This window comes from Aggregatibacter sp. Marseille-P9115 (assembly GCF_920939465.1).
GTDB lineage: Bacteria > Pseudomonadota > Gammaproteobacteria > Enterobacterales > Pasteurellaceae > Aggregatibacter > Aggregatibacter segnis_B.
Genome location: NZ_OV100759.1, coordinates 1,010,221 through 1,035,207, shown reverse-complemented (window position 1 = coordinate 1,035,207; position 24,987 = coordinate 1,010,221). Strand labels below are relative to the sequence as shown.

The 24,987-nt window shown below is 44.6% G+C and carries 14 protein-coding genes, 2 tRNA genes and 3 rRNA genes; 9 read left to right on the top strand and 10 right to left on the bottom strand.

All coding sequences use genetic code 11. The features are described 5' to 3' along the window. Positions 1–93 precede the first annotated feature (93 nt). The 3 genes from LQ983_RS04880 to LQ983_RS04870 form a co-directional block, all read right to left on the bottom strand. A complete protein-coding gene (locus tag LQ983_RS04880) occupies positions 94–444 on the bottom strand; it encodes a hypothetical protein (protein WP_230621832.1) in 351 nt (116 codons plus the stop codon). Continuing rightward, positions 441–7,289, bottom strand: coding sequence for a hemagglutinin repeat-containing protein (locus tag LQ983_RS04875; protein ID WP_230621831.1), 6,849 nt, complete (start codon positions 7,287–7,289; stop codon positions 441–443). The genes LQ983_RS04880 and LQ983_RS04875 overlap by 4 nt, the downstream gene beginning before the upstream one ends. Positions 7,290–7,367: 78 nt before the next feature. After that, on the bottom strand, positions 7,368–9,164 hold the full coding sequence (locus LQ983_RS04870; RefSeq protein ID WP_230621830.1) for a ShlB/FhaC/HecB family hemolysin secretion/activation protein: 1,797 nt from the start codon (positions 9,162–9,164) through the stop codon (positions 7,368–7,370). A gap of 201 nt (positions 9,165–9,365) precedes the next feature. Between LQ983_RS04870 and envC the strand changes: the two genes are divergently transcribed. Together envC and LQ983_RS04860 are read left to right on the top strand one after the other, a co-directional pair. Next, positions 9,366–10,613 carry a murein hydrolase activator EnvC gene (envC, locus tag LQ983_RS04865; protein ID WP_230622606.1) on the top strand — a complete coding sequence of 416 codons (1,248 nt, stop codon included), beginning with the start codon at positions 9,366–9,368 and terminating at the stop codon, positions 10,611–10,613. Further along, positions 10,610–11,437, top strand: a complete 828-nt coding sequence (locus LQ983_RS04860; RefSeq protein WP_230621829.1) for a divergent polysaccharide deacetylase family protein — start codon at positions 10,610–10,612, stop codon at positions 11,435–11,437. Before envC ends, LQ983_RS04860 begins: the two co-directional genes overlap by 4 nt. Positions 11,438–11,450: 13 nt before the next feature. Here LQ983_RS04860 and LQ983_RS04855 read toward each other — a convergent pair whose 3' ends face one another. Together LQ983_RS04855 and yihA are read right to left on the bottom strand one after the other, a co-directional pair. Then, positions 11,451–12,986 (bottom strand): YifB family Mg chelatase-like AAA ATPase, encoded by a 1,536-nt coding sequence (locus LQ983_RS04855; RefSeq protein WP_230621828.1) that lies wholly within the window; start codon positions 12,984–12,986, stop codon positions 11,451–11,453. 114 nt (positions 12,987–13,100) lie between these two features. Next, positions 13,101–13,715, bottom strand: coding sequence for a ribosome biogenesis GTP-binding protein YihA/YsxC (yihA, locus tag LQ983_RS04850; RefSeq protein ID WP_230621827.1), 615 nt, complete (start codon positions 13,713–13,715; stop codon positions 13,101–13,103). Between the two features lie 142 nt (positions 13,716–13,857). On the opposite strand from yihA, the gene LQ983_RS04845 reads away from it, so the two are divergent. Continuing rightward, positions 13,858–14,733 carry a DUF535 family protein gene (locus LQ983_RS04845; RefSeq protein ID WP_230621826.1) on the top strand — a complete coding sequence of 292 codons (876 nt, stop codon included), beginning with the start codon at positions 13,858–13,860 and terminating at the stop codon, positions 14,731–14,733. 71 nt (positions 14,734–14,804) lie between these two features. On the opposite strand, the gene trmL is transcribed toward LQ983_RS04845, so the two are convergent. The 5 genes from trmL to metN all read right to left on the bottom strand — a co-directional run bounded on the left by trmL (position 14,805) and on the right by metN (position 18,562). After that, on the bottom strand, positions 14,805–15,281 hold the full coding sequence (gene trmL, locus LQ983_RS04840) for a tRNA (uridine(34)/cytosine(34)/5-carboxymethylaminomethyluridine(34)-2'-O)-methyltransferase TrmL (protein ID WP_005704903.1): 477 nt from the start codon (positions 15,279–15,281) through the stop codon (positions 14,805–14,807). A 115-nt stretch (positions 15,282–15,396) separates the two neighbouring features. Then, on the bottom strand, positions 15,397–15,894 hold the full coding sequence (locus tag LQ983_RS04835; RefSeq protein ID WP_230621825.1) for a YbhB/YbcL family Raf kinase inhibitor-like protein: 498 nt from the start codon (positions 15,892–15,894) through the stop codon (positions 15,397–15,399). Between the two features lie 104 nt (positions 15,895–15,998). Beyond that, positions 15,999–16,823, bottom strand: a complete 825-nt coding sequence (locus tag LQ983_RS04830) for a MetQ/NlpA family lipoprotein (protein ID WP_230621824.1) — start codon at positions 16,821–16,823, stop codon at positions 15,999–16,001. 34 nt (positions 16,824–16,857) lie between these two features. Further along, positions 16,858–17,535 (bottom strand): methionine ABC transporter permease, encoded by a 678-nt coding sequence (locus LQ983_RS04825; protein ID WP_230621823.1) that lies wholly within the window; start codon positions 17,533–17,535, stop codon positions 16,858–16,860. Further along, a complete protein-coding gene (gene metN / locus LQ983_RS04820) occupies positions 17,525–18,562 on the bottom strand; it encodes a methionine ABC transporter ATP-binding protein MetN (protein ID WP_109129030.1) in 1,038 nt (345 codons plus the stop codon). Before metN ends, LQ983_RS04825 begins: the two co-directional genes overlap by 11 nt. A gap of 196 nt (positions 18,563–18,758) precedes the next feature. Between metN and gmhB the strand changes: the two genes are divergently transcribed. The 6 genes from gmhB to rrf all read left to right on the top strand — a co-directional run bounded on the left by gmhB (position 18,759) and on the right by rrf (position 24,985). Beyond that, positions 18,759–19,316, top strand: coding sequence for a D-glycero-beta-D-manno-heptose 1,7-bisphosphate 7-phosphatase (gene gmhB, locus LQ983_RS04815; protein WP_230621822.1), 558 nt, complete (start codon positions 18,759–18,761; stop codon positions 19,314–19,316). Positions 19,317–19,598: 282 nt separating this feature from the next. Next, positions 19,599–21,138 (top strand): 16S ribosomal RNA (locus LQ983_RS04810). 90 nt (positions 21,139–21,228) lie between these two features. Continuing rightward, positions 21,229–21,305, top strand: a tRNA-Ile gene (locus LQ983_RS04805). Between the two features lie 96 nt (positions 21,306–21,401). Beyond that, positions 21,402–21,477 (top strand) — tRNA-Ala (locus LQ983_RS04800). Between the two features lie 349 nt (positions 21,478–21,826). Beyond that, positions 21,827–24,723: ribosomal RNA gene (locus LQ983_RS04795) — 23S ribosomal RNA — on the top strand. 146 nt (positions 24,724–24,869) lie between these two features. After that, positions 24,870–24,985: ribosomal RNA gene (gene rrf, locus LQ983_RS04790) — 5S ribosomal RNA — on the top strand. The 16S, 23S and 5S rRNA genes sit together here with 2 tRNA genes alongside, the layout of an rRNA operon. Positions 24,986–24,987 lie beyond the last annotated feature (2 nt).

The window sequence follows — 24,987 nt, the reverse complement described above, 5'->3', positions numbered from 1 at the left end:
TTTCTATACATACTGTTGAGTTGTTAATATCCAGAGCTAGGTATCAAACACACTTGGTAAATTTTTCTACACTTAGCCACAGTTAGAAATTTTTCATTTCCTATATTTATTATAAGCATCACAAACATCTTTGAATTTATAACAATATGCATAACTAGCATTAAAAACAAATCCTTTATCTCTTAAACACATGGCATATCTTTTATTTGACTCTTCTCTGTCTTTTACTCCGACAACTTCAGGAAATCCTGAAACATCTTTAATTTCAAGTCCTTGAATAGACTGATTAAAGCAAGCCATATGAGTATCTTTAGTTAAAGGTTTTTTTGTATCTTTGTGAACCCAGATACTCTCATCCCAATAAGATGAGTATGAAGGCATTAAATCTAGAAACAAACAACCTCCTAGAGATAGAGTCACTAATACATAAATAAAAATTTTCATTTATTCACCTCATTTACTTTATTAAATTCTCTAAGTCTGCTGCTAGGATATATCTTATTTAAAACATCTTTTGTTTTCTCCCATTCTACTATTTTTTTCTCATCATCTATTTTATAAATATACTTCAAGTTATTTATATTCTGATTAGCCTCTGAATGCGCTTGACCAAATGACAAACCCTCCACCTGTTTAGCATTCGGATTATTCCCAATAAATAGCCCACCTAATCCAGAGTAGACCACATCTCCTTTCACTCCGTGATATTCGGTATTGACGCTTCCAAACAATCGTTTCGCTTGTTTATCTACTCCCTCTGATGGATAGGAGCCTCCTAAATGCAAGAAATTCACTTTTGTATTGTCATACCGATTTCCTACATATTCCGACCAATTCAGCATATTTTTATTCCCTGAAACGCCTAGACTATGTGCCACATTATTCGCACTTATCGCCTCTTTTCCTTGGGCGATTCTATGTGCATTATATTCATTTAGTTTTTTAGTAATTTGAGCATGATCTCTTGTGGCATTCGAGGCACCAAATACACTTGGCAAATTTGCCCACGCCCTAAAACGCTCAAATCCTGTGAAGATAAACTCATTGAGATAGTTAGTACTCCCTCGATTTAAAATAACAGCCGTTTCATCAATCGACGATAAGTCTTTATCATATAAAATCGCACTCGATACTTTATCTTCTCTCTTTAAATTTAACATCCCCGCTGTTGCAACTTTACTGAGTAATTGTGCTTGTTCATCTGTAAGGAGGTCATTGCTATAAATAATACGTTTTAATGCTTGTGAATTATCGGTTTCAAAATCTAAACAGTTTATATGATTACAATTTTCTGTTTTCTTTTGAATGGAAAATACGGAATCTTCATTTTTTTCCATTTGATAATAGATTTCATCACCCACACTATTAACATTTTCCACAAATTTTGTCGCCACGCTTAAATTACGTTCTAAGTCGGACTTGATCGATTCAATATCCGCTTTAGCTAATTTTTGATGACGATTTTCCTGATTTAAGGCTTCAATCGTTTCATTAATAGATTTTCCAGTTAATTGCTCTTGCGCTTCCTTGTCTCTAATTATGAGATTTTTGGTGTTAATTGAACTTGTTGTAACGCCATGTTCATTACCTTTGTCACTTACTTGTCCGAAAAGCCCGCTAATAAGCCCTTTTGCTACGCCCCAGTTCCCTTGAGAGCCAATGCCGGCGATTCCTCCGGTTTCCACTTTTCCGCTTCCATCAGCGTTATTTTTGCCGATTTTTTGCAATTCGACACCACCGATTTCTTTTGGTGCATTTCCACCACCCATGGTAACACTTCCTCCAATACCAAATCCTTTCGCATTGTGGTTAGAGTAATTTTCGATATCTGAATGTGTAATTGTTCCTGTACTAAAACGATTTTTCCCTTCGTTTTCTGCTGTCTGAGTTGAGGTAACGAGAGCACCTTTTAAATCAGAATGTTTCTCCACATTCACATCATAGCCATCATCACCTGCATAGATGCCCGCCTGTTCATTCACACTCGCATGATCAGCATTGATTTTCGATTTACTGAAACTACCGCCTGCGGCAAAACCATAGCCTACCGTCACACTACCACTTACATTCGTTTGTTTGCCATCATAGCTGGATTTATCTTGCAAACTTTTGATATTCAAGTTTTCGGCATTGACTTCAACGCGTTTACCTTTTACTTGGCTTCCAATAAGGTTTGTATCACCACCGCTTTGTATTGTGGTTTGGCTGTTGCTGTCACCCACGTGGCTTGCCACATAAGTGGTTTCATCACTGTTACCATAGCCTTTACCTCGGTTTCCTCCCACGGTAATCCCGGCCGCAACGCCATTACCAAATTTCACAGCCACCCCCACGTTAAAGCCGCTTGATTTATTGGTGCTGCGCTCCAGGTGGGTTTGTTCGGCAGCCGTGATATTGATGTCATTGTCAGCCCCCAAGAAGGTCCCTTGTTTACCGGACACATCCGAACCGTTAATGGTGATGTTGGATGCTTTGCCTGCCCCTGTGGCAACAATATTCACTTTGCCACCGGCATTCACTTGAGATTTGGCCGCGGTTTTGCCTTCGGTATGCGTTTTCGATTCGCTTTTTTGTTGTCCGTAAGTCACTTGAATTCCCACCATAGAATCCATTCCTTCGCTACCGTTTATGATATTCCCTAAGGCATTTTGTGCTTGACCGACAGCTTGTCCTGCACGATAAGCGTCAAATCCGGTATTAACCGCAGACATCGCATTAATTCGATTATTCTTACTGTTGCCTGTTTGTTGCGCGCTTTTGATGGTGCTTTGTACGGCTTGTAATGCCGATAAAATAGGGGAGGTGATCGCAATCGTTAACCCTTTTTGTTCGAAGGTTTGTTTCATATTGCTTTCGTATTTGTCATCCGCTGCTTTTATGGCGGCTTGTTGGGCGAGAATATCTACATCACCTTTGGCGCTACTGACCGCACTCGCGGTTTGAGTGTAACGGTTTTCAGCAATGAATCGGGTGTCGTGATTGAGGCTGCCGACTTGGCTGCCTGAAGCGTAAAGTTTGGTTTGGTCGGTTTCTAACGTTTGTTTTTGGCTACCAAAGGTGACACCAATGCCACCGCCAAGCATGCCTGATTTTTTCTTACTGTAAACATCTTCCGAATATATGCGGTTCTCTGCTTCTCTAATATCAATATTTTTTCCTTGTGCGGTGAATCCATTTTCTGCCACAAGGTTGCTTCCTTGTACTTTAATATTGCCATTATTGGATTGAAGGTGAATTTTATCAGCATCGATCATGGAAGCTTCAGCAAGGTCATAATCATGACGGTGTTTGGCGGTGATCGTTTTTTTGCTAAACAAACCGCGATCGGTTGTTTTGATTGCACTATTTAAGTGTTCTTTTACCCGTCCTTCGTGAATATCGATATTGCCTTGTGCTGCAATGGTCGTTTCACCGTCAGAATGTAGTTGATTTCCTGTGACGGTGATGTTTTGACCGGCAATATACTGTGCGTTGCCTTTGACTTGAATTTGATTACCGATTTGATTTTCTTGATCCAATAAATAATAGTTATCCGCATTCATACGGTAATGTTCTTTATTAATACGACTCACCGTACCCAGCTCCAAATCCCCTTTTGCATAAAATGCAGCATCACCGGCAATGTTGGCACGGATTCCTTTTACCACAATATTTTCATCGGCATAAACTTGAAGTTTGCCGTTCTTGTCGGTGAGATTAAGTTCAGCCGCTTTGCTAATGTCTTTTTTATAAAAGTCACCGGTATCTTTTGTTTCGGATAACTTGCTTTCAATACGAAGATTTTTCGCGTGAGCAGTCAGGTTATCTTTTGCTTCAAAGGTTCCCCCTAGATTTAAGAATTCATTCTCTGCACTAAGAGAAAGGTGATTTGCCTGTAATCGTCCTTCGTTGTTTTTGATATTTTGGGCAGTTATGGAGAGAGAGCTATTGCCTAAAATCGTGCCTGAATTGTCAACCTGGTTCATACCGCGAATGATGACCTGATTAGCAGAAATCAGGCTTCCTTCTCCATTAATTTTGCTGTTTCTGCGAGAAAGATAAACTTTCGGCGCGAGAACATTGATTTTCTCACCGTTAGGTAATTGTGTTTCGCGTTTTTCGAACCAAACTAAATCACTTGTTAGTTCCTTCATTTGCGCTGCCGTGAGCGCCACACCCGGGGTTAAATTCCACTTCTTAGCATAATACAGGCCGTTATCCATTAAGGCTTTATATTGTTCATAATCAGACGTATATCCCTCTAAAAAGCGGCGCCCTGTGAGTTGATTGATTTGTTCGTTAATGAGACGTTGCTCATAGAATCCATCCCCTAGGCGTTTAATCATATTTTGTGGATCAGCACGCAGTGCATGGAACATATAATCGCTACTTAGCCATTGTCGTTTATCGGCGAAACGCGGATCGGTTTCAACAATATAGTGGCTATCGGCATGAGGATTAATTTTATACAAACTTTGATTTGGTAAACGTAGCCTGTTTTCAACAGGGCTTATTGCGTTTGCCGGCGTGTGTGCCGCAACGGAGGTATTGTCACTTTCTTTTCTGACCGCTTCGGGATCGCCAATGTGGTTTTTAACCACATTAAAGTTAAAGTGTTCTGTCGGATGGGCGACTTCATAATGCTTATGGTCTGTGTCTTTATGCCCATGGGATTTCTTTAGTCCACGACTACGATAGTGGACCCATTTAAAAACTGAGCCTTTATCAAGACGATCAATGTTGCCTATCACATCTTCATTAATTAAGGTAGCACCGCCCTCTGAAAGGGTTTGATGGGAGAGATTTTGTGTGATCGGTTTTTCACCGAGAATCAGGCTTTTGCCGACCAGCAGTTTGCTGTATTGGTTTTTGAGATGATCACCGGTTAAAGTAAGATGACCGCCAATCAGTATTTTCCCCGGTGTTTGAACATCAATTTTGGATGTTTTGGTTGTTCTGTTATAGCGCCAGCCAATCCAGTCATTTTGATATTGCGTTGGGCGACCATCATAAAATTGAAACCACGCTTCTGAGCGTTTTTTATTCCAAGCAAAAATACCGTCTTTATCTACTGTAAAACGCTGACTGTCAGTTGTTTTTGCAACTTGATGAAAATATTCGCGAGATTCGTTGATGCCTAATTTGAGGTGTAAATCCGTATTGAGTAATGTAGTGGTATTAATTTTTCCATCGCCCATCGCTTCAATAATGCCACTGCCGTTAATGATCTCTTTGGCTCGCCCGATCGCTTCACCATTTTCCGATAATTTTCCTCCGATATGTAAATCACCCAGGCTAAAAATGAAACTTTGATCAAGGTTTTTCAGCGTATTGATGCCAAAATCAAGGCGTTTTCGTGCAGCGATAGTGGCTGATGAATCCCCTTCCTTGGCATTCGTTAAATGAGTCGCAGCAAAAGAAAGTTGATTGCCATAAATACGTCCGGTACCTACATTATTTAGGCTTTTCCCTTCAATTCGTGTCGTTTCGCCATCGATGAGTCCTCGGTTAGTGAAAAGTGCGGTGGAAATTTGCGTTGTTTTTGAGGAAATCTCTGCTGCTTGGGAGTTTTCTATTTCGGCGGCGTGAATATTGACGCGATGGCCAATGTTTAATTTGCTTTTATTAGTGAATTTCCCCTCGGTGGTGAAACGTAAATCACCGTTGACCTGAAAGGCGTTCTTGAGCTCAATACCGTCTGTTAAGGCAATGTCTGCATTGCCTGTAGTACTGATGTTTCCTTCATTTTGTAATGTTTTAGCGGTTAACGTTACGTGTTTTCCTGCATGTATTCTCCCTTCCGCGTTATTCATGTTCGCGCGGGATTTATCGCCGTTAATGTCTAATTGGCCGGCAGAGAGAATATCGCCTTGTCGATTATCTAATGTACTTGTGACATTCAATGTTCCGCGTTGGGTTGCATAAATACCGCCAGACTGGTTGTTAATCTGTTGTGCGGTTAGGGTAACTTGAGCCGCTTGTATCCCTTGGGTCGGATTTGTCGTGTTCTTTGTGCCTCGATTATCCAAGGTATTAGCCTGAACAAGAATATTATCTGCCGCGACAATGAGTGAACCTTCCTCGGAGACCTTACGATTATCGACATGAGCCGCATCGATTTGAATTTGTTTACCAGCTAAGGTGCCTTGGCGGTTATCTAGGTTTTTTGACTTCAGATGTTGCTTTTCTTTTGTGTGAATAGTGCCGCGATTTTCAATGTTTTCACTTGATTGAAGCTGGATATTCCCTTGTGCACCGATAAATCCTTGGTTCACAACATGACCTTTGGCATCAATGACGACTTCGCCGGCAGATGCGCCAATGTGCCCGGCATGGTTGACGCCAAGTCCTTGCTCAGTGCCGATTAAGTGAATTTTTTCTGCATACATCCCGCCGAGATGGGTCACATCCAATGCAAAGTGCGGTGGATTTTCTGACTGTTTTTCTTTCTCGGTAGTATGAATGATTTGCACGCTATCGTTGTTTTTCGTGACCTGATTTTTACCTGTGGTGACATTGACTTCCCGTTTGCTCCAAATACCGGCATTGATTTCCGCACTGCGGCTAATGATGTCCGTGTAGTCTGTTTGGCTGTTGTCGAGACCTTTTCCCTCTACGGTGACTTTGCCTTTCTCAACCTTGAAACTGTCTAGCGAACCATGATGAATTTCCGGCTTTCCGGTGGTAAAGGTTGCTCGTTCCGCATTCATGATGCCACAGCCTTGACAATGAATGCCGTTTGGGTTGGCAATAATGACATCCGCTTTTTTCCCGGCGACCTCAACATACCCTTTTAGTTGGCTAGGATGATTGGAGTTGACTTCATTTAGGATTACCTTGGCTTCACCGCCGGCTAAGTAAGGGTTACCTTGAATCCAACCGCCTTGTTGGGTCTGGGTATTTTTCCGACTGTTATTTAAGATGGCCCCTTGTGTATCGACGTCAAAATGGCTGTAACGGTTATGGGATAACCCTTGATCATTCGGTGTTTGAATGTTGACTTGAGGTAACCCATTGGCGGTTTGTAAAACAACCGGGCGTTGACTTACTGCTGCCGTCGAATCGGCTTGAATCATCAATGTCTCGGCGTACGCTGATGGTGAGATAAGAGAAACGAATCCAAGAGCACAAAAGACGGCGAACGTCAGGGATTGCAGTGAAGGATAAAATGAAAAATACGCCGAATATTGACCGCACTTGAGATCGCCTCTTTCTGTGTTTCCAGAGGTTGTCGTTTTCGCTAATTCGGAGGTGACGATAAAACGTTGTAAGGTTTTGCTAAAAAGGACGCGATAGCGATGTTTGTTCATAATATATCCTTGTGGTTTATTCGATTAATTTTATGGGGAGCAATGCATTGGGTTGTCATGTTTCCGTGATCGCACAGACTAAAACGCGAGGTTTAAATTGAAGCCCAATACCTTGCTTTTATGTTGAAATCCTTGGGGTACATGGAGTGCTTTGCCGGCGAAAACGTCGTAACTGAACGCCTTCCAGCCGCCACGCAGGCCGATACCGGAACCAACCATTGAACGTCCCAGTAATTCATCGGTTGCTCTACCTCGCACAACGCCTTTATCCAAGGTGAGATAAAGTTGTTGACCGCTTTGGGCGATATGCCATGCCAATTCATTACGCCATACCCAACCGCGTTCACCGGAGAGAGTTAATTCGCCGTCGGTTCCACGTACCGTATAACGTCCACCAATACTGAACCGATCTTGCATGACCAACGGGGTTCGATTCCATTGCGCACGCCAGAGCGAGTTGAAATGGAAAGATTGTGTTGCCCATTGGAAAGGATGGGTGAGTTCTATTTCTGTGGTGAGGATTTTCATGCGTGATGACCCTTCATTAAAGCGTTCTTCCGGATGACGTTTAGCATGATAGGCGCCGGTTCCGCGCTTAAAGTTTGCGTTAAATGCCAAGGTGGAATGGTTCCAATTAAAACGATGGGTTAATACCACTTCCCAGCCGGCGGTTCGCTTACGCTGAATGTCGATTTCTGCCTTATTGATGGCGTTGGAAGATTGTCTTCCCCAAAGGGAAAATGCGAGCTGGGTTTTGTGTTGCATGTGACGAAATAGCACACGGGAAAGACTGATTTTGCTCGTTTCACTGCGGCCGGAATAGCGCACTTTCGCCCCATAGGCTGCGGCAACTTGTTGGTGATATTGATTCACGTTATGGGAGGCGCTTAATTGCCAATAACGAAATGGAACAGAATAAGAAAAGTGCACGTTTTGACTGCGTCTAGGGCCCTTTTCATCTGAACCTAACCAACTTGGGCGTTTCATGGTGTGCGTAAATCCGGCGTAAAATAAGTCGTTCGCCGTGAACAGATTATCTAGAGAAAGAGTAGCTGAACCCTGTAATCGACCGGTTGCCGTTGAACCGGCATCATCCAAGCCTAGCGCTAGTCGAAACGGAAAACGTTGTGCGTATTGCACCCATAAATCACTTTCACCGGGGAGCGCATCATTTTCTTGGACGGGAAGAAGTTCCAGCTTGGCGTCTGCCGTCGGAAGGCGTTTAAGATTTTCTAAGGATTGTTCTATGTCGCGCAGATTTAAAATGTCACCTTGTTGTGGCACGAGTGCCGTCCAGGCAGTGAGTGGTGTTAATTTTTTGACCGCACTTTGGTCTTCGAGTAAAACATGGCGTAGTCTTCCGGGAATCACGGTGAGTACCAATTTTCCATCGTTGAGGTCTTGTTCGGTGATGACGACACGTGTAGTGATATAGCCTTTTTCAATGATGTTGTTTTGCATTTGTCTCATGAGGCTGTTGAGCCCTTGTGTGCCGAAACAATGAGGCAAGGTTAGTGCTAGGCTGTCTTTGGCTTGTTGATAAGCCCATTGAAATTGACTCGGATGATGTGCCTTATGGGAAGATGTGGCGTTGATATAATCGTTTATTTCAATTTGCGTAATGGGAAAGCAGGGCTGTTCCACCTGTGGTAACGTCCATTTTTCTGTCGTTGGTTTAGCAAGATGAATGGGCTTGTCGGCACGGCGCTGTATTTCACGTTCTTTTTCGGCTTGTTGTTGGTGTTGTTGCTGTTGAGCATCTAGATTGTCTAGATTGACGCTGAAATGATGATCGGCATAGCTTGCTTGGGCGCAGATAAAGCCAATAAAAAAAAAGAGTAATTGATAAATAATGCGCATTGTATGATTCCCCATGTAAAAAATGTCAGGAAAATAGGGAATCTTGGATAGCAACTCAATTTCATGAGCGTATTTTTGCGAGCCGGATCGCGATGATGAAAAATTATCGTAAAAATAATTTGGATTTTTAAACGGGAGAAATCAGGTCTGGTACAAATTAGTGGTATATTTGTGCGGCGTTACAAGAAAGGAATAATTATGGTTATGCAGTATCAAATGAATAAGTCACTACTTCGGGCTAAAAACATGTTAAGCAGGCAAAAAATGGGTCTGATTTTCACCGCACTTTTGTTCTGTACGCCCCTTTCTTTTGCAGCACCTAACGAGGATTTATCAAAAATTCATCAGCAAATTCAACAACAAAAACAGAAAATTGAGCAGCAAAAGCGGGAACAGCAGAAACTACAGAGCACATTAAAAACTCAAGAAAATCAGATTAATTCGGTGATCGGGCAATTACGTCAAACGGAATCGGATTTAAAAGAAATTCGCAAAAATATCAGCGATACCGATAAACAAATCAAACAATTACAAAAACAAGAAAAAGAACAAAAAGCAAAACTGGCGAAACAGTTAGATTCTGCATATCGTTCCGGCACGAACCCATCAGTGGCGGAGCGGATGCTGTCCGATAAAGGGCAAAATGCAGAACGCATGAAAGCGTATTATGAGCATTTGAATCAAGTACGGATGGAGTTAATTGAGGAACTGAAGAATACGCAGGAGCAGCTGGCAAAACAAAAAGCCTCCATTGCAGAACAACATAAAACGCAACAAGCGCAACTTGCCGGACAGAAAAAACAGCAGCAAGAATTGCAAAAAGTGCAGAAGGAACGCCAATCTACGCTGAACCAACTGAACCAAAACTTAACGCGAGATGAAAATAAATTAGAAGCGCTGAAAGCCAACGAAAATGCGTTGCGCCAAGAAATCCAGCGTGCGGAACAAGTGGCGCGTCAGCAAGAACAACGTGAACGAGAAGCCTTGGCGCAGAAAAAACAGGCGGAAGAAACCAAACATCACAAGCCTTATCAACCGACAGCGCAGGAGCGCCAACTGTTGAACAGCACTGCCGGGTTAGGCACGCCGAAAAAACAATATGGTTTTCCGGTGGCGGGCAAAGTCGTGAACAGTTTTGGTTCAACTCAAATGGGCGAGTTACGCTGGAAAGGTATCGTGATTGCGGTGGGCGCCGGTACACCGGTGAAAGCCATTGCTGACGGGCGAGTGATTCTCGCTAACTGGCTGCAAGGTTACGGCTTAATGGTGATCGTGAAACATGGTGATAGCGATTTAAGTTTGTATGGCTACAACCAATCGGTTGTGGTGAAAGAAGGACAGCTCGTGAAAGCCGGTCAAAAAATCGGTGAAGTGGGCAATAGCGGCGGTCAATCGAAAAACGGGTTGTATTTTGAGATTCGTCGCAAAGGCGTGGCAGTGAATCCGTTAGGTTGGTTGCGATGAATTGTGCGATTAGAAAAACGTTGTTGTTGGCGACCGCACTTTTGTCGGCGTCCTTTGCCTATTCTGCTAAATTGGCCATAGTGATTGACGATTTAGGTTATCACGCGAAAGAAGATGCTCAGATTTTGGCAATGCCAAAAGCCGTGTCAGTGGCGATTATTCCGGCTGCACCTTACGCCAAACAACGTAACCAACAAGCGTTCCAACAAGGGCGTGATATTCTCATTCATATGCCCATGGAAACGCAGTCTAAAATGAAAATTGAAGACGGCGGGTTGCATTTGGGCATGTCGCAAGGGGAGGTGAATCACCGCGTTCAAACGGCTCACAATATCGTTTCTAACGCCATTGGGATGAACAATCACATGGGCAGCGCCGCTACGGCAGATGGGCCGTTAATGACCAAATTAATGACCGCACTTCGTGAGCGTCATTTGTCTTTCCTGGATAGTCGCACCATTGGCCGCAGTGTGGCGGGTAAAATGGCAAAAGAACAAGGTGTACGCACGTTAGAACGGCATATCTTTTTAGATGACAGCGATGCGTTTGCAGATGTGCAACGACAATTTCAAGCCGCCGTGCAATATGCGCAGAAACACGGCATTGCCATTGCCATCGGGCATCCGCGAAAAAATACTATTGCCGTATTGCAAGCAGGCATTGCCAATTTACCGGCAGACGTGCAGCTGGTTTCTATGGGCAGCTTGTGGCGAAACGAAAAAGTAGCACCGCCGAAACCTTTTATGCTTCTCTTTAGTGAAATGCCTGCGCCTACCTCCATTCCACCTTATACCGCAGTGCCATTGTTGCGTGGCGTGCCTTAGTATTGTCGTTCTATTATGCGGATGCTTTAGAAAGTTTCTGTAATAGCCTGTCCATCGCCCGATAGCCTAACGCTTCTGCTAAGTGTCGCTGATGAATTTGCTTTTCCCCTTCTAAATCCGCAATGGTGCGGGAAACTTTCAGTATGCGGTGGTATGCCCGCACAGACAGCCCTAGCTTGGTCAGCGCATTTTCTAAAAATAACGCGTCTTTCTCTTCCAGTTTGCAATCTCGTTCAATTTCTTTGCTGGTTAAATGGGCGTTAATTTTGCCGGCACGTTGTAGTTGAATAGCGCGTGTTTTTAAGACTTTTTCTCTCATCATTGCACTGGATTCGCCACGGTCACCGCTATGTTGTAGACTCCCTTGCGGCAATAACGGCACCTCAATGGATAAATCGAAACGATCTAAAAAGGGGCCTGATAGGCGATTTAAATAGCGCATGATTTGTTGTGGTGACGTACGGTTATGGGTGCCTTGATAATGCCCTGTGGGGCTGGGATTCATGGCGGCAATCAGCTGAAATCTTGCCGGAAATTGAATCTTGGCATTGGCGCGAGAAATGATGATTTCACCACTTTCTAAAGGCTGGCGGAGCGCATCCAACACCTTGCGTTCGAATTCAGGCAATTCATCCAAAAACAACACGCCATTGTGTGCGAGGGAAATTTCCCCAGGTTTTGGAATAGAACCGCCACCCACCAATGCTGGCGTGGAGGCACTGTGGTGAGGCGCACGGAAGGGGCGTTGTTTCCAGTTGTGAAAATTTAGTTCATTTTGCACCAAACTGGCCACAGAGGCGGTTTCAATGGCTTCTTGGTCGCTCATTTCCGGCAGTAATCCGGTTAAGCGACTGGCAAGCATGGTCTTTCCTGTGCCGGGTGGGCCTAAAAATAACAAATTATGCTGCCCTGCCGCGGCAATCATTAAGGCACGCTTGGCATGTTGTTGGCCGATGATATCCGTCAGATCTTTAGGATTTTCAGGGAAAAAATCCACCGTACTTTGGGTTTTGATGTCGCCTGCAAGAGGTAATTCGCCCTGTTGATTGAGAAATTGCACGACATCTAATAAGGAATTGGCGTAATAGGTTTCTTGCTCGGAAACCAACGATGCCTCATTGGCATTGCCTTGTGCAATAATGCATTTTCGCTTGGCTTGCTTCGCCGCCAAAATCGCAGGGATGACACCATGCACCGCGCGCAGTTGACCGGTCAGGGCAAGTTCGCCGATAAATTCAAATTGTTTTAACTTTTCTGCATCAATATAACCGGAGGCAGCCAGCATGCCGATGGCAATAGGCAAATCAAAACGTCCGCCTTCTTTGGGTAAATCTGCCGGGGCAAGATTGACGGTAATGCGTTTAGCCGGGTAGCGAAATTCGGCATTGAGCAACGCACTGCGTACGCGATCTTGAGCTTCTTTTACCGTTTTTTCCGGCAAGCCAACAAGGGTAAAGCCCGGTTTGCCGTTGCTTAAATGTACTTCAATGGTGACCAGTGGTGCTTGAACGCCCATGGAGGCGCGGCTGTAAACGATGGCTAAAGACATGTTGGGCTCCGTCATGCAAAAGAAAAAGGCAGAGCGACAAACATAAAAAAAGTGCGAAATGAAAGAAATTCACACCGCACTTTTTTGCGATCAGGATCGCAGAAGTGGCTTTTTTTAGGCGAAAACCGGGGCAAACCAGGCGTCTAATTTGGCGGCCAAGCGATCAATTCCGGTGCGTTTCAAGGCAGAAAAAGCCTCCACTTGAATGTCACCTTGGAACGGTAAAATCGCTTCACGCACCATTTTGACTTGCTTACTGCGTTCGCTTTGGCTTAGTTTATCTGCTTTCGTGAGCAGCAATAACACCGGTAATTCGGAAGCCACTGCCCATTCAATCATTTGCTGGTCCAAATCTTTGAGGGGATGGCGAATATCCATCAAAATCACAATTCCGGCAAGGCACTCACGCTTTTGTAAATATTCGCCAAGGGCTTGTTGCCACTGGAATTTCATTTGTTCCGGCACGGCGGCATAGCCATAGCCCGGCAAATCCACTAACTTGCATTGCGGTTCCACTTCAAACAAATTGATGAGTTGGGTACGCCCAGGGGTTTTTGACGTACGGGCAAGGTTTTTCTGATTCGTTAAGGCATTCAATGCCGTTGATTTGCCTGCATTAGAGCGGCCGGCAAAGGCGATTTCAACGCCGCTATCTTCCGGTAGACTTTTGAGGTTCGGCGAGCTGGTTAAAAAATGGGTTTTGTGATAATTCAGTTTAATTTCTGACATGGTGTGCTTTGTATCCAAGGTGATAAATTGCCGGCTAGGATACTTTATCGGCCGTAAAAAAACGATAAAAAAATGCAAAAAAGATGGGATTATGCGAAAATGTGCCCCGATTTTTCCTTATTTGAACCTAAATAAATTTATTATGACACAGCAACATGTTTATCAATGGCCGGATCCTCATGCGTTATATCCGGATAGAAATCAGAAATCTTACCGTATGAAGCGTTTCCGTTATCGCTTGCGTTCTTGGCTGCACTGGCAGGCAGTGAAAAAATTCGAAAGCGTCGTGAACCAAAAACCGTGGCTCGTTGACTTGCTTAATCAACGGGCAAATTTTAGCTATCCGTTAGTGCATCGTTTTTTGGATAAACGCTTTAATACGCAACAACGTTTTGACGCCATGTGCGACAACCTGACGTTTTTACCGGAAAAATTGACCGCACTTGGTTTGCCGCCGTTGTGGCAACAAGCCATTTCTTTTGGTGAGGTCATTCCTGATTTTGAAATGCGGCTCACCATCACCGATTATCAGCCGATGGAAGGGTTTTGGACGTTAGAGCTGGTTCATTCACCAAGTCAAGAATTGGTTTATTTATTGACCTTTGGCAAAGTGCAACAGGCGCTTTTAATTGCGGTAATTCAAGGGCCGAATTTTGAAGGTTCAAAAGAAATGGTGAAATTGCTGACCAAGAAATGCCATGGTTTACGTCCAGCTTATTTGATGGTGGAAGCCATGAAAGCCCTGACCAATGTGTTAGGTTATTCTGCCTTATGGGGCATTCCGCATAAGTATCAAAACAAATCCCGCATTGTGCAAAGCAAACGTTATGTGGTGGATTATGATGCGATTTTCGCGGAATCTGCCGGCACGTTAAAAGACTATTGGGAATTACCGCTGCATTTTGAAACGAAAAATATGGACGATATTCCAAGTAATAAGCGTTCTATGTACCGTAAACGCTATGCTATGTTGGAACAATTACAGGAAAATATGGCAGCTGCATTAAACGTACGCTAAGCATTTGTCGTAAAAATGCGAGAAAAAACAACCGCACTTAAAAAGAAGCCCATCAGATGATGGGCTTTTTGTCATCGGTTTAAATTGACGGCACCTTGATACCCCAGCTGGCGCCAAGCTTCATACACGGTGACGGCCACCGAGTTGGAGAGGTTCATACTGCGGCTGTTGGCAGTCATGGGAATACGGATTTTTTGTTCCGCCGGCATGCTATTTAAAATGTCCATTGGAATGCCGCGGGTTTCCGGGCCGAACATTAAATAGTCGCCCAATTCAAATTTCACTTCACTATGCGCAGGCGTGCCTTTTGTCGTTAAGGCAAACAAACGCTTCGGTTGTTCACTTTGCAAAAATGCCTCGAAAGTTTTGTGCTTTTTGATGTCGGCAAATTCGTGGTAATCCAAGCCGGAGCGGCGTAATTTTTTGTCGTCCCAAGTAAATCCCAGAGGCTCGATTAAATGTAAGCGAAAGCCGGTGTTGGCGCATAAACGAATAATATTGCCGGTGTTTTGTGGAATTTCCGGTTCGTATAAAACAATATCTAACATGATGTTCCTGATGGTATAAAAATAAACGGCTTATTATAGGCGCAAAAAAGGGTGTCTAAAAGCGCTCATAAAAAATCCTCGTCAATGTGACGAGGATTTTTCTTAAACCGATGCATTAAACGTTATACCAACCTACTAAATAGGCTTGATCTAAAATATGCCCTTGCATGGCGTAATGGAGTTCGTTGAAACGGAAACCTTGCGGCAAATTGAGTTTGGTATCTAACGCGTAGACATAAAGTTCATAGCGATGGTTTGAGTTCGGTGGTGCCATGCCACCGTAAGCAGAGGCTTCTTTGATGTCAAACTTGCCTAATACGCTTGCCCAACTGTTTGCACCTTGTACGAAATCTGTCGCTGTTTGGCTTTCGTTTTCTTGCACGGAAGTGCGTTCCAAGTCAGCAATAAGCCAGTGCGTCCAAACAAAGCCGGCAGCACTGATGGCGTCTTTGTCTTCTAGTACAACAGCAAAGGATTTTGCGCCGGCAGGCGCATCGGTAATTTCAAAAGGAATGGAGTAGGTGGGCATGCCATTTGGGCTAAACTGCGAGCCTCTCTTACCGTATTTGTCGGCGTAATGCCCGTTTTCAATGGCTGAACTGGTGACTTTCATCTTGATTTCCTCCGTAAAAAACGTGTAAAAAAAAAGACCGCACTTTGCTTTTTATGGCTTAAAAGTGCGGTCTCATTTTACGGTGTTTTTATAGGAGCTTCAAATTACCAACCTTTTACTACGCCGTCTTTAAAGTGTTTTTTCGCTTCTTGTTCCACTTCCGGAGTTTGGTACGCTTTCACGAAATCTTGTACTGCTTTGCTGTCTTTGTTGTCAGTACGTGCCACGATAATGTTCACATATGGAGAATCTTTATCTTCTACGAACACGCCGTGATCTTGTGCATTTAAGCCCACTTGGCCGGCGTAGTTGTTATTCACAACCGCTAAATCCACATCGTCTAAAGCGCGTGCCGCAACAGAAGTATCCACTTCTTTCACTTGTAAATGTTTTGGATTTTCAACAATGTCCATGGAAGTAGAGAATAGATTTGTGGCATCTTTTAATTTAATTAAGCCTTGTTTTTCTAACAAGATTAACGCACGTGCCAAGTTACTTGGATCGTTTGGTACGGCAACCACCGCGCCATCTTGTAACTCATTTACGCTTTTGATTTTTTTGGAGTAACCCGCTAACGGATAAACAAAGGTGTTACCCACGATAACGAGGTTGTTTAAACCTTTCGCTTGAGAGTCTTTGTCTAAATACGGTTTGTGCTGCATGGCGTTAGCATCTAAATCGCCTTTAGAAACGGCCGTATTTGGTAAAGCATAGTCGTTGAATAGAACGTATTCTACGTCTAAGTTATATTTTTCTTTCGCAACTTTCGCGGCAATTTCAGCCACTTCGTGCTCAGGGCCTGCCATCACGCCGACTTTAATTTTTGCCGGTGCTTCTGCTATCGCTTCCGGTTTTTTCTCTTCGTTACACGCTGTTAATGCAAATACGGAGGCAAGTGTTGCTACGCCGAGTAATTTTTTTAAGTTCATAAAAGATCCTCTTTTAATGTTAATGCTAAGTGAATTAACGATGATCGACGCGTTTTGCTAAATCATCGCCAAGTTTTTGTGAAATCATGACGAATACGACAATAATAATTGTGGCGACCCATTTAACGTACAGCATGTTGCGATATTCGCCGTAGTTAATGGCGAGGCTACCTAAACCACCGCCGCCGACAATGCCCGCCATGGCGGAATAGCCCACTAAGGTAACTAAGGTCAGTGTGATACCGTTAATTAAGGTTGGTAGTGCTTCCGGCAAATAGAATTTGCGGATGATTTGCCAGTTTGTCGCGCCCATCGCTTTTGCGGCTTCCGTTAAGCCTTTTGGCACTTCCACTAAAGCATTGGCAGTCAAACGTGCCACAAACGGCATGGCGCAAATACTTAATGGGATAATTGCCGCTGTTGTACCCAGTGTCGTGTTCAAGATGAAACGGGTAAACGGTAACAAAATGATTAACAAAATAATGAATGGAATGGAGCGTCCAATGTTAATCACAATGTTCAAAATGAGATTTAACCGTGCGTTTTGTAAAATTTCGCCTTTCCCGGTGAGGAACGTCACCACACCAAAAGGTAAACCGATGAGCACGGCTAATAGGGTGGATGCAAAGCTGATATACACGGTTTCATAGGTAGAAACCCACACTGCTTGCCACATTTGAGGTGTAAGTTGCGTTAAAAAATCATTCCACATAGCCTAATACCTCAACGCGTACGTTATTTTCCATTAAATAGATTTTTGTTTGTGTAATAGCATCTTCGTCGCCTTCCACTTCTGCCACGGTGAAACCGAATTTCACGCCGCCGGCATATTCAATTTGAGAGGTTAAAATGCTTAATTCCACGCCGAATTTTTTGGAGGCTTGGGACAACAATGGGGCGTCCACGGAGCGTCCGGTAAACTCGAATTTGATAATCGGGTAAGACTTGGCGTGCTTCGGTGTTTGCAGAAGGTTATCTAAGTATTCATCTGGTAAATTGACACTAAAAGTAGAACGGATAAATTGTTGTGCCAGTTCAGTTTTCGGATTGGAGAAGATGTCGCTTACCGAGCCCTGTTCTATCAGTTTGCCATGGTCAATAATGGCCACCAAATCACAAATCCGCTTCACGACATCCATTTCGTGGGTAATTAAGAGAATTGTGATACCTAAAGTGCGGTTGATTTCTTTTAATAATTTTAAGATGGAATGGGTGGTTGCCGGATCCAGTGCACTGGTGGCCTCGTCGCACAATAACACTTTAGGATTGCTTGCTAGTGCACGTGCAATGGCGACGCGTTGTTTTTGACCACCGGATAAATTAGACGGATACACATTTTTTTTATCGCTTAAGCCAACTAAGGAGAGCAATTCGTTGACTTTTGCTTCGATTTTTTCTTTCGGTGTGCCTTCTAATTCTAAAGGCAGCGCGACATTACCAAAGACGGTGCGGGAGCTCAATAAATTGAAATGTTGGAAAATCATGCCGATATTACGGCGTTCTAATACAAGTTCCGCATCGCTAAGTTGAGTAAGATCTTTGCCGTCAATAATCACGGAACCCACTGTTGGTTTTTCCAATAGGTTGACGCAACGAATCAGGGTGCTTTTACCTGCACCGGATGCGCCGATAACGCCACAGATATGCCCTTTCGGAATATCCAAAGAAACGTTATCAAGTGCGGTCAGTTTTTTACCTGAAACGTCAAAAATTTTGCTGACATTCTCTAGCTTAATCATATAAGCCCTTTTGCTGTTTAATTTTTATCGAAAAGAGTTTTTGTATTCTAGACGTCTAGAATGCTATGTCAATATTTATCCGCGACATTCTTATAATTATTTGTTCCCCTATAGAACAAAATGGCAGAAGGTTTGCACGAGATAAAAATAAAGAAGATAATCGGCAACTATACATATATAGATAGGATAAATAAAAATGAAAAAAGCGGTTTTTTTAGATCGAGACGGTACGTTGAATATTGACTACGGTTATGTGCATGACATTGATCAGTTTCATTTTATTGAGGGAAGTATTGAGGCGCTAAAAAAAATCAAAGAAATGGGCTATTTGTTGGTTCTGGTGACAAACCAATCTGGCATTGCACGAGGTCTTTTTACCGAGGAACAGTTTTTGCAGTTGACGGAGTGGATGGATTGGTCGTTGGCTGATCGTGGTGTTGATTTGGATGGCATCTATTACTGCCCTCATCATCCGGAGGCAAAACTTGAAGAGTTTAAACAGGATTGTGATTGCCGTAAGCCGAAGCCGGGGATGTTATTGCAGGCGATTGAAGAACTGAAAATTGATCCGTCAAGATCGATTATGATCGGTGACAAAGTTGATGATCTACTTGCGGGGAAAGGGGCAAAGATTAACACAACTATCTTAGTACGAACCGGCAAGGAGATTACTCCTGAAGGAGAAAGTGCGGCAGACTATGTATTAGATTCCATAGCGGATCTGCCAAGGTTGATTTCTAGACAAAAGATCTAAAAAATAATCAATTAAAAAATATTTTGCAAAAAATTGAAAAAAAGGGGTTGCAAGGCCATGATAAATGCCTATAATACGCCCCCACAACGACGCGCCGTTGTAAAGCATAAAACCGCGCGTCGTTTTTTGTTCTTTAACAATCAATCAGGCAAACTGTGTGGGCACTTGAAGATTCGTTTTTATCATTAAAGATTTTAAAATTGAACTGAATAGTGCTACGAAGATTCGTTTATTTATATAGATGATTAATTAAGTCAGCAGTATTGAGCGATTAAACTTTTTGAACTGAAGAGTTTGATCATGGCTCAGATTGAACGCTGGCGGCAGGCTTAACACATGCAAGTCGAACGGTAACAGGAGAAAGCTTGCTTTCTTGCTGACGAGTGGCGGACGGGTGAGTAATGCTTGGGAATCTAGCTTATGGAGGGGGATAACGACGGGAAACTGTCGCTAATACCGCGTAGTGTCGAGAGATGAAAGTGCGGGACCGCAAGGCCGCATGCCATAGGATGAGCCCAAGTGGGATTAGGTAGTTGGTGGGGTAAAGGCCTACCAAGCCGACGATCTCTAGCTGGTCTGAGAGGATGACCAGCCACACCGGGACTGAGACACGGCCCGGACTCCTACGGGAGGCAGCAGTGGGGAATATTGCGCAATGGGGGCAACCCTGACGCAGCCATGCCGCGTGAATGAAGAAGGCCTTCGGGTTGTAAAGTTCTTTCGGTGACGAGGAAGGCGTGATGTTTAATAGGCATCACGATTGACGTTAATCACAGAAGAAGCACCGGCTAACTCCGTGCCAGCAGCCGCGGTAATACGGAGGGTGCGAGCGTTAATCGGAATAACTGGGCGTAAAGGGCACGCAGGCGGCTATTTAAGTGAGGTGTGAAATCCCCGGGCTTAACCTGGGAATTGCATTTCAGACTGGGTAGCTAGAGTACTTTAGGGAGGGGTAGAATTCCACGTGTAGCGGTGAAATGCGTAGAGATGTGGAGGAATACCGAAGGCGAAGGCAGCCCCTTGGGAATGTACTGACGCTCATGTGCGAAAGCGTGGGGAGCAAACAGGATTAGATACCCTGGTAGTCCACGCTGTAAACGCTGTCGATTTGGGGATTGGGCCTTGAGCTTGGTGCCCGAAGCTAACGTGATAAATCGACCGCCTGGGGAGTACGGCCGCAAGGTTAAAACTCAAATGAATTGACGGGGGCCCGCACAAGCGGTGGAGCATGTGGTTTAATTCGATGCAACGCGAAGAACCTTACCTACTCTTGACATCCATGGAATCCTGTAGAGATACGGGAGTGCCTTCGGGAACCATGAGACAGGTGCTGCATGGCTGTCGTCAGCTCGTGTTGTGAAATGTTGGGTTAAGTCCCGCAACGAGCGCAACCCTTATCCTTTGTTGCCAGCGATTCGGTCGGGAACTCAAAGGAGACTGCCGGTGATAAACCGGAGGAAGGTGGGGATGACGTCAAGTCATCATGGCCCTTACGAGTAGGGCTACACACGTGCTACAATGGCGTATACAGAGGGCGACGAAGCCGCGAGGTGGAGTGAATCTCACAAAGTACGTCTAAGTCCGGATTGGAGTCTGCAACTCGACTCCATGAAGTCGGAATCGCTAGTAATCGCGAATCAGAATGTCGCGGTGAATACGTTCCCGGGCCTTGTACACACCGCCCGTCACACCATGGGAGTGGGTTGTACCAGAAGTAGATAGCTTAACCTTCGGGAGGGCGTTTACCACGGTATGATTCATGACTGGGGTGAAGTCGTAACAAGGTAACCGTAGGGGAACCTGCGGTTGGATCACCTCCTTACCAAAGATAGAATCGACTTTAAGTGTTCACACAGTTTGTTTGATGGTTGTAGACAAGGAAAGAACAAAATATCGAAGACAAAATCCTATTGGGTCTGTAGCTCAGGTGGTTAGAGCGCACCCCTGATAAGGGTGAGGTCGGTGGTTCAAGTCCACTCAGACCCACCACTTAGACTGGTGAGTTTGGTAGATTGGTTTTGTAACATTAACTAATCTTGAATATATCAAACCGCTATGTATGAGTGAAAGCCAAGGGATGTGATTGGGGATATAGCTCAGCTGGGAGAGCGCCTGCCTTGCACGCAGGAGGTCAGCGGTTCGATCCCGCTTATCTCCACCAATATCGTCATAGTTAAGTTTATTGAAGTATATTTTCATTTTATTTAATGGTATTAAATATTGTGTTGCATTAGTTAAAATGAATTTAACTATGATGATGGTAAGTGAATTAGCTTACATTGTCTTATCTGTTCTTTAAAAATCTGGAAACAAGCTGAAAACGAGACTTTCAAGAAAGTCTGAGTGAGAGTGATTGATAAAAGGCAATGACTCTTAATAAATTAACTGTTACTGCTTAGCGACATTAAGTGTTTTTCGATTCAATCTTGTGATTTTAAGTGGATTTTAGATTTAAATTAACTTTTAAGTTTATGAAATTGAATTCATTATAAGAATACTTGAGGTTGTATGGTTAAGTGACAAAGCGTACAAGGTGGATGCCTTGGCAATCAGAGGCGAAGAAGGACGTGCTAATCTGCGAAAAGCTTGGATGAGTCGATAAGAGGCGTTTAATCCAAGATGTCCGAATGGGGAAACCCAGTGGGTGAAGAACCCACTATCATTATCTGAATCCATAGGATAATGAGGCGAACCGGGAGAACTGAAACATCTAAGTACCCCGAGGAAAAGAAATCAACCGAGATTTTGTGAGTAGCGGCGAGCGAAAGCGAAGGAGCCTGTTAGTGATAGCGGAAGTATTAGAGGAATTGGCTGGGAAGCCAAATCGTAGAGGGTGATAATCCCGTACTCGAAAATACTTTTGTGGTACTGAGCTAACGATAAGTAGGGCGGGACACGTGATATCCTGTTTGAAGATGGGGGGACCATCCTCCAAGGCTAAATACTCCTGATTGACCGATAGTGAACCAGTACTGTGAAGGAAAGGCGAAAAGAACCCCGGTGAGGGGAGTGAAATAGAACCTGAAACCTTGTACGTACAAGCAGTGGGAGCCCGTGAGGGTGACTGCGTACCTTTTGTATAATGGGTCAGCGACTTATATTTTGTAGCGAGGTTAACCGAATAGGGGAGCCGAAGGGAAACCGAGTCTTAACTGGGCGAATAGTTGCAAGGTATAGACCCGAAACCCGGTGATCTAGCCATGGGCAGGTTGAAGGTTGGGTAACACTAACTGGAGGACCGAACCGACTAATGTTGAAAAATTAGCGGATGACTTGTGGCTGGGGGTGAAAGGCCAATCAAACCGGGAGATAGCTGGTTCTCCCCGAAATCTATTTAGGTAGAGCCTTGAGCGGACACCTTCGGGGGTAGAGCACTGTTTCGGCTAGGGGGCCATCCCGGCTTACCAACCCGATGCAAACTACGAATACCGAAGAGTGATACTCAGGAGACACACGGCGGGTGCTAACGTCCGTCGTGGAGAGGGAAACAACCCAGACCGCCAGCTAAGGTCCCAAAGTCTATATTAAGTGGGAAACGAAGTGGGAAGGCTTAGACAGCTAGGATGTTGGCTTAGAAGCAGCCATCATTTAAAGAAAGCGTAATAGCTCACTAGTCGAGTCGGCCTGCGCGGAAGATGTAACGGGGCTCAAATATAGCACCGAAGCTGCGGCATCAGACGTAAGTCTGTTGGGTAGGGGAGCGTTGTGTAAGCGGATGAAGGTTCATCGAGAGGTGGGCTGGACGTATCACAAGTGCGAATGCTGACATAAGTAACGATAAAACGGGTGAAAAACCCGTTCGCCGGAAGACCAAGGGTTCCTGTCCAACGTTAATCGGGGCAGGGTGAGTCGGCCCCTAAGGCGAGGCTGAAAAGCGTAGTCGATGGGAAACGGGTTAATATTCCCGTACTTGGATAAACTGCGATGTGGGGACGGAGTAGGTTAGGTTAGCGACCTGTTGGATATGGTCGTTTAAGTTCGTAGGTGGGGAGTTTAGGCAAATCCGGACTTCCTTAACACTGAGAGATGATGACGAGGCTCTACGGAGCTGAAGTAACTGATACCACACTTCCAGGAAAAGCCACTAAGCTTCAGGTTTATCTAAACCGTACTGAAAACCGACACAGGTGGTCAGGTAGAGAATACTCAGGCGCTTGAGAGAACTCGGGTGAAGGAACTAGGCAAAATAGCACCGTAACTTCGGGAGAAGGTGCGCCGGCGTAGATTGTAAGGGTTTACCCCTGAAGGTTGAACCGGTCGAAGATACCAGCTGGCTGCAACTGTTTATTAAAAACACAGCACTCTGCAAACACGAAAGTGGACGTATAGGGTGTGATGCCTGCCCGGTGCTGGAAGGTTAATTGATGGTGTAATCGAAAGAGAAGCTCCTGATCGAAGCCCCAGTAAACGGCGGCCGTAACTATAACGGTCCTAAGGTAGCGAAATTCCTTGTCGGGTAAGTTCCGACCTGCACGAATGGCATAATGATGGCCAGGCTGTCTCCACCCGAGACTCAGTGAAATTGAAATCGCCGTGAAGATGCGGTGTACCCGCGGCTAGACGGAAAGACCCCGTGAACCTTTACTATAGCTTGACACTGAACATTGAATTTTGATGTGTAGGATAGGTGGGAGACTTTGAAGTAGTCACGCCAGTGATTATGGAGTCGTCCTTGAAATACCACCCTTTAACGTTTGATGTTCTAACGAAGATGACGAAACGTGGTCTCGGACAGTGTCTGGTGGGTAGTTTGACTGGGGCGGTCTCCTCCCAAAGAGTAACGGAGGAGCACGAAGGTTTGCTAATCACGGTCGGACATCGTGAGGTTAGTGCAATGGTATAAGCAAGCTTAACTGCGAGACAGACAAGTCGAGCAGGTACGAAAGTAGGTCATAGTGATCCGGTGGTTCTGTATGGAAGGGCCATCGCTCAACGGATAAAAGGTACTCCGGGGATAACAGGCTGATACCGCCCAAGAGTTCATATCGACGGCGGTGTTTGGCACCTCGATGTCGGCTCATCACATCCTGGGGCTGAAGTAGGTCCCAAGGGTATGGCTGTTCGCCATTTAAAGTGGTACGCGAGCTGGGTTTAGAACGTCGTGAGACAGTTCGGTCCCTATCTGCCGTGGGCGTTGGAGAATTGATTGGGGCTGCTCCTAGTACGAGAGGACCGGAGTGGACGCATCACTGGTGTTCCAGTTGTCTCGCCAGAGGCATTGCTGGGTAGCTACATGCGGAAGAGATAAGTGCTGAAAGCATCTAAGCACGAAACTTGCCAAGAGATGAGTTCTCCCTGTCTTTAAGACAGTAAGGGTTGTTTAAGACTAAGACGTAGATAGGTGCGGTGTGTAAGTGTAGTGATACATTGAGCTAACGCATACTAATTGCCCGAGAGGCTTAGCCATACAACGCTCAAGTGTTTTTGGGGAGACCTGGAGCATGGAGCGAAGTAGAGTAGCAGTTAAGAGAGTGGACGTAGAAGAGAGTTGAGAGAAGGCTTGTTTTTAGATTAAGAAGACGCGAATAAGATAAGATAGAAATCATAAAGAATATTGGCGGCGATAGTGCGGTGGGCCCACCTGACTCCATACCGAACTCAGAAGTGAAACGCCGTAATGCCGATGGTAGTGTGGGGCATCCCCATGTGAGAGTAGGTCACCGCCAAACTT